Consider the following 13,335-nt stretch of genomic DNA (forward strand, 5'->3'; position numbering starts at 1 on the left):
GTGATGGTGGGCTCGGGCGCAGCGGCGCAGATCGACGCCTTCCACCTCGGCGCCGCCCTGCTCGCCCTCGTGGTCGCCGTCGCGCTCCAGGTGGGTGTCAACTACGCCAACGACTACTCCGACGGCGTGCGCGGCACAGACGCGGACAGGGTCGGCCCGCTGCGCCTGACGGGCTCGGGCGCCGCACAGGCGTCGCAGGTCAAGACCGCAGCCTTCGCCGCCTTCGGCGTCGGCGCCCTCGCGGGTCTCGCGCTCGTCGTCATCACCGGGCACTGGTGGCTCGTCGCCGTCGGCGTGCTCTCGATCGCAGCGGCCTGGTACTACACGGGAGGCAAGAACCCTTACGGCTACCGCGGTCTGGGTGAGGTCGGCGTCTTCGTCTTCTTCGGCCTCGTGGCCGTGCTCGGCACGACCTACACCCAGGCGGACCAGATCACCGTCCCCGCGGTCCTGGGAGCCGTCGCGGTCGGTCTGCTCGCGTGCGCGATCCTCATGGTCAACAACATCCGCGACGTGCCGACCGACATGCTCGTGGGCAAGCGGACGCTGGCCGTGCGCCTCGGAGAGTTCCGGGCACGGCGGGTCTACGTGCTGATGATCTGGCTGCCGCTGCTGCTCGGCCTGCTCTGCGCCTTCGCGAACGGCTGGGCCGTCATCGTGCTGCTGCTGGCCTTCCCGGCCGTCCTGCTCACGCTGCCCGTGATCGCCGGGGCGCGCGGCCTGCTGCTCGTGCCCGTCCTCGCAGGGACGGGCATGTACGAGCTCGGCTTCGGCCTACTTCTCGGGATCGGTCTCGCGATCTGACGTGACAGGCACCTCGCCGGGAGCGGGCGCGGCCTGAACGGCGGGGGCCTGGTCGTCGACCGGGACAGTCGCCCCACGCGCCGGCCGCCCGGCGGACGCGTCGATCGCCTCGTCCTCGTCGGCGTTGTCGCGGTCGAGGCGCTCGGTGAGCTGCACCCCGCTCGTCTGACGCTGTGTGCGACGCGTCGCGATGTACAGCGCCGCGGCCTCCCGCTGACGGCTCAGCGCGAGGTACGAGACCAGCAGCGCGACGAGGATCGCGACGACCCCGAGCAGCCAGCCGCGCATCCCCACGAGGTAGAGCACGACGCCGACGACGACGATCAGGGCGATCCGCAGCGCGGAGTAGATGATGAAGGGCACGCTCCCAGCCTAAACGCTTAGGCTGGAGGGATGCTCCGAGTACTCGCAGTCATCGCCGCCTTCGCCCTGCTCGTCTATGCCCTCAGCGACTTCGCCACGAGCGACGAGCGCGACAGGGGCGGGATCCCGAAGTGGCTGTGGGTGATCATCATCGTGGTGCTCGTGTACTTCGGTCCGCTCGCCTGGATCGCGTACAGCCGGTCGCGGCGCTCCGCCGCAGCCCCCGCCTCCGGACGCGCCTCCTTCCCTGGCGCCCCGGCCCGCGGCCGCCGCCGTCCGAACCAGCCTGTCGCACCCGACGACGACCCCGACTTCTTGTGGCGCCTGGCTCGCGAGCAGCGCGAGCAGGCCCGCCGCGAGGGCGCAGCCGTCCAGCCTGACGACCTCCTGGACGGCGACCCGCGCGCCGACGGCCCGGCAGCCCCCACGGGCGACGTGGTCGACCCGCCTCGGGCCCCCCAGGACCCGAGCAGCCTCGGGACCGACGGGACGCACGGCGACGCGAGCAGCGAGAGCACCGACGGGCACGACGACACCGACGGCAGCACCCCGAGCCGCGGCCCCTCGGTCTGACGCCGACGCAGCTCCGTGCCGGCTCGCCCCGGCGCACCCCGCACGACGGGCACAGCGCACGACAGCCATCCCGGACGACGCGCCACCGCACGACGGCTACCCCGCCGACGAGAAGACCCCCAGCACCGTGACGGTGCTGGGGGTCATCTCGTGCCGGGAGAGCTGCCGGGGAACCAGGCTCAGATGCCGGAGTAGGAGTGCTTCCCGGTGAAGAGCAGGTTCACGCCCGTGAAGTTGAACAGCACGCAGGCGTAGCCGACCACGACGAACCAGGCGGCACGTCGACCGGCCCAGCCGCGGGTCGTGCGGGCGTGGAGGTAGGCGGCGTAGACGACCCAGATGACAAAGCTCCAGACCTCCTTGGGGTCCCAGCCCCAGGCCCGGCCCCAGGCGTCCTCGGCCCAGATCGCGCCACCGATGATCGTGAAGGTCCACAGCACGAAGCCCACGGCGTTGAGCCTGAAGCTCAGGGCCTCGAGAGCCGTGGGCGTGGGGATCTGGTCGAGGAAGCGCCAGTTCATCAGGCGCCAGGCGGCGACATTGCGGCCCCGCACGACTGTGCCCTCGCCGCGGAGCAGCGTCGAGCCGTTGTCGCGGGAGTCACGGAGCAGCTGGAGCGCGCTCGTCGCGAAGGACACCGTGAAGATGCCCGTCGCTGTCACGGCGACACCGACGTGGATCACGAGCCAGTAGTTCTGCAACGCCGGCTGGACCTCGTCGGCCACCACGTGGAACACGTTGAGCCCGAGCACCAGGAACATCGCACTGAGGAAGGTCACGACGACGCCGAGGAACCTCACGTCGACCTTGAGCTGGAGCAGCAGGAACAACCCGACGGCCACGAAGGTGCCGCTGAGCCAGAACTCGTACATGTTGGCCCACGGGACGTGCCCGGCCGCGACCCAGCGGGTCGCGAAGGCGGCCGCGTGGATCAGGAACCCGATCGTCGTGGTCGACATCGCGATGCCGAGGGCCTTGCTGCGACGACGCTCCTCGACGACCTCGGAGGGCGCGGTCGCAGACGACACGCCGTACTGCTCGGGGCCACCGCTGCCGGCCAGGACGGTGGTCTTGGCTGCGCGTGCGGTCTTGCGCTGCACCATCGCGTCGGTCACCTGGGAGAGGTCCATCGCGAAGGCGATCATCGCGACGGTGTACGCGGTCGCGGCCCCCCACGCGAGGAGATCGCTGATCTCAGAGAGGTTCATCGGTCGGCCTTTCGGGTGCTGCTGTCGGGGGTGCTGGTGCCGTGCTGCGGGTGGGTCAGGTCCTCGGGGAGCGCCGGGAGGGCGTGGAGCAGCGCGTCGACCTCGCCCTGGAGGCCGGTGTCGTCGCCGCGCGCGAGCCCGGCCACCTCGACCACTGTACGTCGGACGGTCCGGCCGCTGCCGTCGGGGTCCGGCGCCTCGTCCTGGGTCGCGCGGACCCAGATGCGTCGGCGCGGGGTGAAGAGCGAGACAGAGACGCCGAGGAGGGCACCGAGGGAGGAGGCGAGCAACCAGCCGAGCGTCGGGTCGTGCCGCAGGTCGAGGGCGACGAAGCGGGGCAGCGCGTCGAACTCGATGGTCCCGAGCCCGTCCGGGAGGTCCACGGTCTCGCCCTGGCCGACGAGCAGCGTGACCGCCGTGCCGTCTTCCTCGAGCGACTGCGTCATGCCGTCGGTGTCGAGCCTGTACACGTTCTGCGGCACGCCGTCGTCGAGCCCGAGGTCGCCGTGGAACACGGTCAGCACGAGCATCGGGTTGATGGGGTCCGGGAAGATCGACCGGGCACCGGAGTCTGTCACCTCGGCTGTCGGGAGCAGATAGCCGACGAGGCCGACCTGCTCCCCCGTCGAGACGTCGGGGACCTTGATGACGCCCTGCGAGGTGTAGACGTCGTCCTGCGGCAGGAACGGCACCGACCCCGCGAAGGCGATCTCGCCGGCAGAGTCACGGACCGTGACGCTCGGCGCGAAGCCGTTGCCCTGCAGGTAGATCTTGGCGCCCGACTGGTCGAGCGGGTGGTTCACCTTGATCTGGTCGGCACGCTCGGTGCCGTCGGTCTCGCGGACCGTGACGAAGGCCGTGAAGTCCTGCGCCTTGGCGTCGGTGATCCGGAACTGCGACTCGAAGGAGTCGAGGGTCATCGAGAAGGGCTCGAGGCTGTTCTCGTCGAAGAGCGCCCCGGACTCGAAGGTGTCGTAGTCGACGACAGAGTTGGCGAAGCCGCGTCCCTCGACGACGATCGCCTGCCCGCGGTACTCGAGCATCTGCCCGGCCCCGAAGGAGATGAGGATGCCCAGCAGGCTGATGTGGAACACCAGGTTGCCGGTCTCGCGCAGGTAGCCGCGCTCCGCGCTCACGGTCAGCGCACCGCTCGGCTCGACGTCGGTGACCACGCGGAAGGCAGGCAGACCGAGATAGCGGCGGCGCAGGTGCTTCACGGCCGCGGCCGAGACGTCCTCGGGGCTGACGAGATCCGCCGGGGCCAGGTAGCGACCTCGTGCCGGGAACCTCGCGAAGCGGCGGGGCGTGCGCGGCGGCGCCGTGCGCAGCGCGTGCAGGTGCGCCTTGGTGCGCGGCAGGATGCACCCGACGAGGGAGGTGAACAGCAAGATGTAGATGGCCGAGAACCACACCGAGGCGTACACGTCGAAGAACCCGAGACGGTTGAGCCACTCGCCGAGCGTCGGGTTGTCGATCATGTACTGCGCGACGGCCGCAGGGTCCTGCTTCTGCTGCGGGAACACCGAGCCGGGCACCGCCGCGACGGCGAGCAGCATGAGCAGGAACAGCGCGACCCGCATCGAGGTGAGCTGGCGCCACGCGAAGCGCAGCATCCCGACCACGCCGAGCCTGGGGACTGTCGGCCCGGGGCTGGTCGTCGAGGTGTCGGCCGCCCCGCTGAACTCGTCGGCGATGCCTTCGGGGCGGTACGAGCCGCCTGCGGTCGTCCCGCTGGTGTCGTCGGCCATCAGACCAGAGTCTCCGTCCCGCTGATGAGGCCCTGCATGGACCTCGTGAGCTCGCCCCACAGGCCGGTGACGAGGGCGAGGCCGACGAGGACGAGGAGCGCCCCGCCGATCCTCATGACGGCGAGGCGGTGCTTGCGCAGGAACGCGACGCCTCGCGTGCTGGACTGCAGCCCGAGGGCGAGCAGCAAGAAGGGCAGGCCGAGGCCGATGCAGTACGCGACCGCGAGGATGCCGCCGCGCAGCGCCGAGCCCTCCTGGAAGGCGAGGGCGTTGATCGCCACGAGGGTCGGGCCCATGCACGGGGCCCAGCCGAGCCCGAAGGCGAAGCCGAGCAGCGGCGCGCCCCACAGGCTGGCGCGGGGGCTGACGTGCATCCGCCGCTCACGCTGGAGGGCAGGCACGGCCCCGAGGAAGGCGAGACCCATGACGATCACGACGACCCCGAGGACCCGGGTGATGACGTCCTCCCAGCGGATCAGGAAGGACCCGACGGTGCCGCTGACGATCCCGATGGCCACGTACACGACCGTGAAGCCGAGGACGAAGAGGCTCACGCCGAGCAGCAGCCTGCCGCGACCGGCCGAGGCACGGCCGGGAGCGCCGGGGTCGGAGACGCTCGACGCCGACAGCCCGCTGACGAAGCCGAGGTAGCCGGGGACGAGGGGCAGCACGCAGGGCGACGCGAAGGAGATGAACCCGGCGAGCAGCGCGACAGGGACCGCGAGGATCATCGCGCCGCTGAACGCCGTGGTCGCGAAGGTCTCGCCGATGCCGGCAGCCTGGGTCTGCAGGGCCGGACCGGCCCCGATGAGCGTGTGCACGGTGGAGATCAAGCCCCTGCCGGCTCGGCGAGGACGTCGTCGATCAGCCCGTCGAGCGTGGTCGCGTCGACCTGGCCGAGGACGCGTGCCGCGACCCGGCCCTGGCGGTCCAGGACGACTGTCGTCGGCACGGCGCGGACCGGCACGACCTCCTGGAGGGAGGCGACGACCGAGCCGTCGGTGTCGGCGATCGAGGGCCACGTGATGTCGTGCTCACGCTCGAAGGCGAGGGCGGCACCGGCGTCGTCGACGCCGTTGATGCCGATGAACCTCACCCCGTCGTCCGCGCGGTCTGTCGCGACGGTCAGCAGGTCGGGTGCCTCGGCGCGGCACGGCGGGCAGGCCGCGTACCAGGTGTTGAGGACGACCACGGCGTCCTCGTCGGAGCGGGTGGCCACGGCCTCGCCCTCGAAGTCGACTCCCGAGAGGTCGACCACGTCGCCCCGCTCGTCGAGCGACCAGGTCCGCAGGCTGCCGTCGCCCGACTGGTACCCCTGGCCCTGGACGTCGTCAGGGTTGGTGTTGCCGGAGTCGGAGGCGCAGCCGGCGAGCAGGAGCGCTGCGCCGGCCAGGACGGACACCGCCACGGCGGCGCGGGGTCGTCGGGCACCTCGTCGGCCGGGCTGGGAGACGGACGTCAGGCGGGGGCGGAGAAGAGCAGGGTGCACCCGCCCACTATCCCCGATGTCACTGAGAGATGTCTGAGAAGCCGGTCGTCCCACGGTGTGACGTGGGCGACCGGCCTCCCTGACGAGGACGACCGTCAGGCTCCCGAGACGCCCGAGGCACCGGGCAGCAGGGCCGCCGCAGGCTCTGTGTAGTGGAGCCCGACGAGGCGGTCACCGTCGAAGCGCAGCGAGGTCACCGAGGCGAGCGAGCACTGACGCTTGCGGGGGTCGTGCCAGAGCCGCTTGTTCTCGAAGGCCTGGCGCGCGATCCAGATCGGCAGCTGGTGGCTCACGAGCACGGCCTCGTGGCCCTCGGCCTGCTGGCGGGCGGTCTCGACGGCGGCGTGCATGCGCGCGACCTGCTCCTTGTAGGCCTCGCCCCACGACGGGCGGAAGGGGTTGATGAGGTGCGGCCAGTGCTCGGGGTGCCGCAGGGACCCGTCGCCCACGCCGAAGGTCTTGCCCTCGAAGTAGTTGCCCGCCTCGATGAGGCGCTCGTCGGTCCCGAGCTCGAGGCCGAGACCTGCGGCGATCGGGGTCGCGGTCTCCTGCGCGCGCTGGAGCGGCGACGCGGTGACGACGGTGATGTCGAAGTCCCCTGCCGAGAAGTGGTCGGCGACGCGCTGGGCCATCTGGTGCCCCAGCTCGGAGAGGTGGTAGCCCGGGATCCGTCCGTAGAGGATCTTCTCGGGGTTGAAGACTTCGCCGTGTCGCATGAGGTGCACTGTGGTGGTGGCCATGGGCCCATCCTCCCAAACTTCTCGCCCGCCCCCTTCACGCACGGCCGAGCTCAGTCCGCGTCGGACCTGCGGCACGCCCCGGCGACGAGGGACATCGCCTCGCCGAGGACCCGCATCTGCTCAGGGCTCAGGACGTCGACCATGTGGCGCCGGACCGACCTCACGTGGTGGGGCGCAGCCTCGGCGAGCGTCGCCATCCCGGCGTCGGTCAGCACGCAGTCGACCCCGCGCCCGTCGTCGAGGCAGGCCTGGCGCCGGACCAGCCCGCGGTCTTCGAGCCGTCGGACGGTGTGGGTCACGCGGCTGCGCGAGTGCGCGAGGGTGTCCGCGAGCGCCGACATGCGCAGCGTGCGCTCGGGGTTCTCGGACAGCCTGACGAGCACCTCGTACTCGTGGAGCGAGAGCTGGGACTCGGCGTCGAGGTCACGGTTGAGCGCCTCGGTGAGGCGCGCGCTGCCCTCGAGGAACGATCGCCAGCTCACCTGCTGCTCGTCGTCGAGCCACGGGATCGGTCCGCTGTCGCTGCTCATCACTCACGTATCTCCTGGTCCCAGGCCTGCGGAGGCAGGGGTCGGCCTGCCATCCCCCTCTTGGACCCTAGCGGCCCGACGCGCGTGACGGAGACTCCGGCGCAAGAATCGGGAGACGGGGGGGACTTGCGCCTCGCGGCAACTTAGTAGAAGATTCAATTATTGAAGGTGAGAGAGAACCTCCCGCCGTCCACTCGCCGCTCGTCCGGGTCCAGCCCGTCCGAGCACGGAACACCTCAGGAGCTCACATCATGACTGCACTCCCCAACGGACTCGTCGCCGGCACCTACAACGCCGACCCCAGCCACAGCACCGCGGCCTTCGTCGTCCGCCACGCCGGCATCTCCAAGGTCCGCGGCACCCTCGGCCTGAACTCCGCGACCATCACCATCGGTGAGGACGTCGAGAGCTCGACCGTCGTCGCCGAGCTCGACGCGACCGCCGTCAACACCGGCTCGCCGGACCGCGACGCCCACCTCACCAGCGCCGACTTCTGGGACGCCGAGAAGAACCCGACCTGGACCTTCACCTCGACCTCGGTCTCCTCCGACGGCGACGACTTCATCGTGACCGGTGACCTCACCATCAACGGCGTGACCAAGTCGGTCGAGCTCGAGACCGAGTTCGACGGCACCGCGGTCGACGCCTACGGCAACCCGCGCGCAGGCTTCGAGGCCAAGACGGAGATCTCCCGCAAGGACTTCGGCCTCACCTGGAACGTGGCCCTCGAGGCCGGCGGCGTGCTCGTCAGCGACAAGGTCAAGATCTCGCTCGACATCTCGGCCATCAAGGCCTGACCCGAGCATCACGACCTGACCGCGGCGGCGCCGCTGGTCCTGTCACCTGGCCACCGGACGGAGCGACCCCCGGCTCCCCGACCGGCCCCCGAGAGCCCGCCTGCCCCTGCGCAGGCGGGCTCTCGGCGTCTGGCGGGATCTCGGCCTCGCAGGCTCTCGGTCTGGCGGCATCTCGGTCGCGAGGCGGCGACCTACAGCCCCGCGGCTTCCCGGCCCGACCGCTCGCGCGAGTGGAAGGCGAGGATCTGCAGCTCGCTGCCGAGGTCGACCGAGCGCAGCTCGACGTCGTCGGGGACCTGGAGCGCGCGCGGGGCGAAGTTGAGGATCTCCCGCACGCCGGCTGCGACGACCACGTCGCACACCCCCTGCGCGTGCTCGCCGGGGGTCGCGATCACGACGATCGACACGTCGAGGTCGCGCACGACGTCGGCGAGCCGGGCGACGTCCTCGACCACCACCCCGGCCACCTCGGTCCCCACGAGCGCGGGGTTCGAGTCGAGCAGCGCCGCGACGGTGAAGCCGCGGGCTCCGAAGCCCGAGTAGTTGGCGAGGGCGTGACCGAGGTTGCCCGCCCCGACGATCGCGACCCGCAGCTCGACGACGAGCCCGAGGGCCGACTGGACGCGCTCGCGCAGCGTGTCGACGTCGTAGCCCACCCCGCGCCGCCCGTGCGAGCCGAGGTGGCTGAGGTCTTTGCGCAGCTGGGCCGGGCCCACGCCTGCGAGCTCGGCGAGCTGCTGCGAGGAGGCGCTCGTCACGCCTCGGGCGGCCAGGTCGGTGAGCACCCGCAGGTACCCCGGGAGGCGCTCGACGCTCGCCGGCGGCATGGTGCGGCGGATCTCCACGACCTCGCGGAGCCCCACGGCCTCGGCTGCCGAGGTGGTGGGCTCGGGGCGGGGCGCGGTCATCCCCTCAGGGTAGGGCCGTGCACAGCCGCTCGGCGCGCGTGCCCGTCGACAGGTTCGTACGGTGGGGCTCGTGCCCCCACGTCCCGCTCAGATCACCGCCCGCGTCCGGACCAGCCGCACCGGGGTCCTCACCGGGCGCGCGCTGCGGCTGTGGGCCCTCAACCCCCGCTGGTCGATGGCCGTCAAGGCGTCGGTCGCCGCGGCCCTCGCCTGGTACGTCGGCGTGCTGGCCCCGGCCCCCTTCTCCGACTATCCCTACTACGCGCCGCTCGGCGCGGTCATCGCCACGTCGACCACGGTCGCCCGGTCGGTCCGGGAGACCGCCCAGACCACAGGCGCGATCTTGCTCGGGGTCGTGATCGCCCGGCTCGCCGACGCCTTCCTCGACCCCGGTGCGCTGTCGATCGCCGTCGTCGTGTGCCTCGCCACGCTCGGGGCAGGGTGGAGCCGTCTCGGCGAGATGGGCGCGTACGTCACCACGACGGCGCTCTTCGTCCTCGTGATCGGCAGCGGCGACCCCGGCGACTTCGTCGGGGCCTACGCGGGACTCGTGGTCGCCGGGGCGCTCGTCGGCATCGGCGTGAACTTCGCCTTCCCACCCCTGCCGCTGTCCCCCTCGGACGTGGCGCTCGACGGGCTGCGCGACACGCTCGCCGACCAGCTCGACTCCCTCGCTGACGGGCTGCGCGGTGACAGGCCCCCGACCGCTGAGGAGTGGGACGACAGGCGTTTCGCGATCCGCCCGGTCCTCGAGAAGAGCCGGGCGGCCGTCGCGTACGCGGGCGAGGCCAGCAAGGGCAACTGGCACGCCCGGCGCTACAGCGCCTGGTCGGTCGCCCAGGCCAGGCGGTCGGTCATGCTCGAGAAGCACGCGAACCTCGTCGACCACCTCACGAACCTGCTGACCGAGACCGAGACGCAGACCGCACGCGACCCCGCCCTCGGCCCGGACCTGCGTCCGCCGGCGGCCGACGCCCTCGCAGAGTACGCAGCCGCGCTCCGCGCCCTCGAGGTCTCCACGGACGACTCGATCCCCGACCCGCCGACAGCCCTCCAGCATGCCGTCGACGCGCTGCGGGACGCGGTCCGCGAGCAGCGGTCGCGCCGGGAGGGCGACTTCCTCGCCGCTGGTGCGCTGGTCCTCGGCCTCGACCGCACTCTCAGGTCGGTCGGGGCGGACGCCGACGAGCGCCGCGCCGAGGAAGAGGCCGGTGTCGACGACGTCGAGGGCGACGGTGAGAGCGAGAACGGCGAGAACGGCGAGGAGGGTGGCACCACCGAGCGGCTCAGGCCGTGAGCGACCTGCGCAGCCGCGCCTCGTCGACCCGCCAGAAGGCCTGCTGCACACCGTCGACCTCGACGACGGGCACGTGGTCGCCGTACCGCGCACGGAGCTCCTCGGAGGCGTCGACGTCGGTCGTGCGCCACGCCTCGCCGAGGTCGTCGCAGACGCGCGCGACCACCTCGAGGGCCTCGATGCACAGGTGGCAGTCGTCGCGGGTGAAGACCACGACTCGTTCTTCAGGGTTCACGCGACCCACACTAGGCGGTCGGCTCCGCCCACCTGCCCCGCAGCCCGTCCCTGGTTAGAGTGGGTGGCGTGCGCATCGACAGGACAGACCCGGAGTCGGGCGAGGTGGTGGCCGAGACGGCCCTGACGACGGCCGACGTGAGCACGACCTCCCCAGCCCCCGGCGCCTCCCCCGACGAGCAGGGCGCCGCAGCCGCACGGCCGGTCGCCGCGTTCTTCGACGTCGACAACACGATCATCCGCGGGGCGAGCTCGTTCTACCTCGCCCGCGCGCTGTGGCGCCGAGGCTTCTTCCGCAAGCGGGACATCTTCAACTTCGCGTTCCAGCAGGCGCGCTACCTCGCCTTCGGCGAGACCAACCAGCAGATCGACGAGGTGCGCTCGCGCGCGCTGTTCCTCATGACAGGCCACTCAGTCGCCGAGGTCGTGGCGATCGGCGAAGAGGTCTACGACCAGGTCCTCTCGCAGCGGATCTTCCCGGGCACGCAGAAGCTGCTCGACGCCCACCAGGCCGCAGGCCACCAGGTGTGGCTCGTCACAGCGACGCCCGTCGAGATCGGCGACCTCATCGCGCGGCGCCTGGGCGCGACGGGCGCGCTCGGGACCGTCGCCGAGCACTCGAACGGCTTCTACACAGGGCGCCTCGTCGGCGACATGATGCACGGCACAGCGAAGGCCAACGCCGTGCAGGTCCTCGCAGCGGACCTCGACATCGACCTCGAGGCCTCGTCCGCCTACGGCGACTCGATGAACGACGTGCCGCTGCTGTCGACAGTCGGCAACCCGTGCGCGATCAACCCCGACCCGCGGCTGCGCAAGCACTCCAAGACGATCGGCTGGCCGATCCGTGAGTTCCGCGGGAAGCGCCGCGCCGCCAAGCGCGGCATGAAGACCGCGAGCTGGGCGGGCCTCGCCTGGGCCGCTGGGCTCGTCGTCAGGTCGGCGACGCGCGCGGTCCGCGGGCGTCTGGGGCACTAGCAGAGTCGACGAGAGGGCCGGGGCTGCGTGCCCCGGCCCTCTCGTGGTGCGCGGCGACCTCAGCCGAGGCGGACCATCGTCCACGAGACTGCCGGCAGGTCGACGGTCAGCACACCGTCGACGACCTTCGCCGTGCTGTTGTCCTGCGGCAGGACCGAGGTCGAGTCGTCGGCCGTGGCAGCCCAGGTGTGGTCGGGGTTGGACAGGGTGAGCGCCTCGACCACGTCGACGTCAGCGCCGCCAGCAGCGTGGCGCAGGGCGCTGAGGTCCACGGTGACGCCCGTCGAGCCGTCGGTCGAGCGGTTGACGACGAAGAGGCTCACGGCCCCGGTCTCAGGGTCGCGGGTGGCGACGGCGTCGACGAGCGGGACCTCGCCGAAGCGTGCCGTCGGGTAGGTCGGCGCCTCGATGCCGACCCGCAGGACGTCGCCCACGGCGTGCTCCGACGCCTGCGCGAAGGGGTGGAAGATGGTCTGCTTCCACGACCGCCCGCCCGGCTCGGTCATGATCGGCGCGATGACGTTGACGAGCTGGGCGAGCGATGCCGCGTGCACGCGGTCGGTGTTGCGCAGCAGCGAGACGAGCAGGTTGCCCACGACCACGGCGTCGGCGACGTTGTAGCGGTCTTCGAGCAGGACCGGCGCGACAGGCCAGTCGTCCCCCGTCGGCGGGACCGACTCCGCGCGCTTCTGGTACCAGACGTTCCACTCGTCGAAGGAGATGTTGATCCGCTTCGTGTGCTTGCCCGCGGCCCGCACGTAGTCGGCCGCAGCCGTCACGGACTCGATGAAGTGGTCCATGTCGACAGCCGAGGCGAGGAAGGACCCGAGGTCGCCGTCCTCCTCGAAGTAGTACGCGTGCGCCGAGATGTAGTCGACGAACTCGTAGGACTCCTCGAGGACCGTGGCCTCCCACGCGCCGAAGGTCGGCATCGACGAGGACGACGAGCCGCAGACGACCAGCTCGATGCTCGGGTCGATCATCCGCATGGCGCGGGCTGTCTCGGTGGCGAGCCGCGCATACTCCTCGGCGGTCTTGTGGCCGATCTGCCAGGGTCCGTCCATCTCGTTGCCCAGGCACCACATCGTGATGCGGTACGGCTCTTCGTGGCCGTTCGCCCGGCGCAGGTCGGAGTAGTAGGTGCCGCCCGGGACGTTGCAGTACTCCAGCAGGTCGAGCGCCTCCTGGATCCCGCGCGTGCCGAGGTTGACGGCCATCATCGGCTCGACACCAGCCTTGCGGGCCCACTGCATGAACTCGTCGACACCCACGAGGTTCGGGTCGCTCGAGTGCCAGGCGAGGTCGAGGCGGGTGGGGCGCTGGTCCTTCGGGCCGATGCCGTCCTCCCAGCGGTAGCCGGACACGAAGTTGCCACCGGGGTAGCGGACCGTCGAGACGCCGAGCTCGCGGGTGAGCTCGACGACGTCCCCGCGGAAGCCGTGCTCGTCAGCGCTCTCGTGCTCAGGGTCGTGGATGCCTGTGTAGACGCAGCGTCCGAGGTGCTCGACGAAGGAGCCGAAGGTGCGGCGCCGGACAGGTCCGACGGTGAAGGCCGGGTCGAGCGTCAGGGTGACGGCCGAGGAGTTCGCGCCTGCGGCGTCGGTCGGGGTGGCGTGGCTCATGGTTCTCCTGTCGTGTGCACGGGCGTCGGTGCCGCGTGGGTCCC

At 71.4% G+C, this 13,335-nt stretch carries 15 protein-coding genes; 5 read left to right on the forward strand and 10 right to left on the reverse strand.

Going from position 1 to position 13,335, the window contains the following annotated elements; translation table 11 throughout:
• Positions 1 to 804 (forward strand): 1,4-dihydroxy-2-naphthoate polyprenyltransferase (locus HZZ10_RS15565; protein ID WP_179914192.1); only part of this gene is annotated, 804 nt, incomplete at its 5' end.
• On the opposite strand, the gene HZZ10_RS15570 is transcribed toward HZZ10_RS15565, so the two are convergent.
• Positions 775 to 1,167, reverse strand: a complete 393-nt coding sequence (locus HZZ10_RS15570) for a DUF4229 domain-containing protein (protein ID WP_056136550.1) — start codon at positions 1,165 to 1,167, stop codon at positions 775 to 777. The two genes, HZZ10_RS15565 and HZZ10_RS15570, sit on opposite strands and share 30 nt — an antisense overlap.
• 30 nt (positions 1,168 to 1,197) lie before the next feature.
• On the opposite strand from HZZ10_RS15570, the gene HZZ10_RS15575 reads away from it, so the two are divergent.
• Positions 1,198 to 1,740 (forward strand): PLD nuclease N-terminal domain-containing protein, encoded by a 543-nt coding sequence (locus HZZ10_RS15575; RefSeq protein WP_179914193.1) that lies wholly within the window; start codon positions 1,198 to 1,200, stop codon positions 1,738 to 1,740.
• Positions 1,741 to 1,919: 179 nt separating this feature from the next.
• On the opposite strand, the gene ccsB is transcribed toward HZZ10_RS15575, so the two are convergent.
• The 6 genes from ccsB to HZZ10_RS15605 all read right to left on the reverse strand — a co-directional run bounded on the left by ccsB (position 1,920) and on the right by HZZ10_RS15605 (position 7,455).
• Entirely contained in the window at positions 1,920 to 2,948 is a 1,029-nt protein-coding gene (gene ccsB, locus HZZ10_RS15580; protein WP_056136547.1) for a c-type cytochrome biogenesis protein CcsB, read from the reverse strand.
• The gene (gene resB / locus HZZ10_RS15585; protein ID WP_179914194.1) at positions 2,945 to 4,696 is read right to left on the reverse strand and encodes a cytochrome c biogenesis protein ResB; all 1,752 of its coding nucleotides are present in this window, start codon (positions 4,694 to 4,696) and stop codon (positions 2,945 to 2,947) included. Before resB ends, ccsB begins: the two co-directional genes overlap by 4 nt.
• Positions 4,696 to 5,517 (reverse strand): cytochrome c biogenesis CcdA family protein, encoded by an 822-nt coding sequence (locus HZZ10_RS15590; protein ID WP_082544246.1) that lies wholly within the window; start codon positions 5,515 to 5,517, stop codon positions 4,696 to 4,698. The genes resB and HZZ10_RS15590 overlap by 1 nt, the downstream gene beginning before the upstream one ends.
• 8 nt (positions 5,518 to 5,525) lie before the next feature.
• Positions 5,526 to 6,104: a TlpA family protein disulfide reductase gene (locus tag HZZ10_RS15595; protein ID WP_056136542.1), complete on the reverse strand. Its 579-nt coding sequence runs from the start codon at positions 6,102 to 6,104 to the stop codon at positions 5,526 to 5,528.
• A 176-nt stretch (positions 6,105 to 6,280) separates the two neighbouring features.
• A complete protein-coding gene (locus HZZ10_RS15600; RefSeq protein ID WP_056136541.1) occupies positions 6,281 to 6,925 on the reverse strand; it encodes a histidine phosphatase family protein in 645 nt (214 codons plus the stop codon).
• A 50-nt stretch (positions 6,926 to 6,975) separates the two neighbouring features.
• Positions 6,976 to 7,455 carry a MarR family winged helix-turn-helix transcriptional regulator gene (locus HZZ10_RS15605; protein WP_056136539.1) on the reverse strand — a complete coding sequence of 160 codons (480 nt, stop codon included), beginning with the start codon at positions 7,453 to 7,455 and terminating at the stop codon, positions 6,976 to 6,978.
• 251 nt (positions 7,456 to 7,706) lie between these two features.
• Here HZZ10_RS15605 and HZZ10_RS15610 point away from each other — a divergent pair, with 251 nt between their 5' ends.
• Complete coding sequence (locus tag HZZ10_RS15610) at positions 7,707 to 8,252, forward strand: YceI family protein (RefSeq protein WP_179914195.1); 546 nt, start codon at positions 7,707 to 7,709, stop codon at positions 8,250 to 8,252.
• 191 nt (positions 8,253 to 8,443) lie between these two features.
• Here HZZ10_RS15610 and HZZ10_RS15615 read toward each other — a convergent pair whose 3' ends face one another.
• Entirely contained in the window at positions 8,444 to 9,160 is a 717-nt protein-coding gene (locus HZZ10_RS15615) for a redox-sensing transcriptional repressor Rex (RefSeq protein WP_056136535.1), read from the reverse strand.
• Between the two features lie 70 nt (positions 9,161 to 9,230).
• Here HZZ10_RS15615 and HZZ10_RS15620 point away from each other — a divergent pair, with 70 nt between their 5' ends.
• A complete protein-coding gene (locus HZZ10_RS15620; RefSeq protein ID WP_179914196.1) occupies positions 9,231 to 10,457 on the forward strand; it encodes an FUSC family protein in 1,227 nt (408 codons plus the stop codon).
• Here HZZ10_RS15620 and HZZ10_RS15625 read toward each other — a convergent pair.
• Positions 10,447 to 10,692 carry a glutaredoxin family protein gene (locus tag HZZ10_RS15625; RefSeq protein WP_179914197.1) on the reverse strand — a complete coding sequence of 82 codons (246 nt, stop codon included), beginning with the start codon at positions 10,690 to 10,692 and terminating at the stop codon, positions 10,447 to 10,449. The two genes, HZZ10_RS15620 and HZZ10_RS15625, sit on opposite strands and share 11 nt — an antisense overlap.
• A 59-nt stretch (positions 10,693 to 10,751) precedes the next feature.
• On the opposite strand from HZZ10_RS15625, the gene HZZ10_RS15630 reads away from it, so the two are divergent.
• Positions 10,752 to 11,669: an HAD family hydrolase gene (locus HZZ10_RS15630; RefSeq protein WP_082544186.1), complete on the forward strand. Its 918-nt coding sequence runs from the start codon at positions 10,752 to 10,754 to the stop codon at positions 11,667 to 11,669.
• A gap of 59 nt (positions 11,670 to 11,728) precedes the next feature.
• Here the strand turns inward: HZZ10_RS15630 and arfA are convergent, their stop codons facing one another.
• A complete protein-coding gene (gene arfA / locus HZZ10_RS15635) occupies positions 11,729 to 13,291 on the reverse strand; it encodes an arabinosylfuranosidase ArfA (RefSeq protein ID WP_056136529.1) in 1,563 nt (520 codons plus the stop codon).
• Positions 13,292 to 13,335: the final 44 nt, after the last annotated feature.

Origin of the sequence: Sanguibacter inulinus (assembly GCF_013415325.1) — a bacterium.
Taxonomy (GTDB): Bacteria; Actinomycetota; Actinomycetes; order Actinomycetales; family Cellulomonadaceae; genus Sanguibacter; species Sanguibacter inulinus.

Coding starts and splice junctions, on each gene's coding strand:
- HZZ10_RS15575 (WP_179914193.1), top strand. CDS start 1,198: ATGCTCCGAGTACTCGCAGTCATCGCCGCCTTCGCCCTGCTCGTCTAT.
- ccsB (WP_056136547.1), bottom strand. CDS start 2,948: ATGAACCTCTCTGAGATCAGCGATCTCCTCGCGTGGGGGGCCGCGACC.
- resB (WP_179914194.1), bottom strand. CDS start 4,696: ATGGCCGACGACACCAGCGGGACGACCGCAGGCGGCTCGTACCGCCCC.
- HZZ10_RS15600 (WP_056136541.1), bottom strand. CDS start 6,925: ATGGCCACCACCACAGTGCACCTCATGCGACACGGCGAAGTCTTCAAC.
- HZZ10_RS15605 (WP_056136539.1), bottom strand. CDS start 7,455: ATGAGCAGCGACAGCGGACCGATCCCGTGGCTCGACGACGAGCAGCAG.
- HZZ10_RS15610 (WP_179914195.1), top strand. CDS start 7,707: ATGACTGCACTCCCCAACGGACTCGTCGCCGGCACCTACAACGCCGAC.
- HZZ10_RS15615 (WP_056136535.1), bottom strand. CDS start 9,160: ATGACCGCGCCCCGCCCCGAGCCCACCACCTCGGCAGCCGAGGCCGTG.
- arfA (WP_056136529.1), bottom strand. CDS start 13,291: ATGAGCCACGCCACCCCGACCGACGCCGCAGGCGCGAACTCCTCGGCC.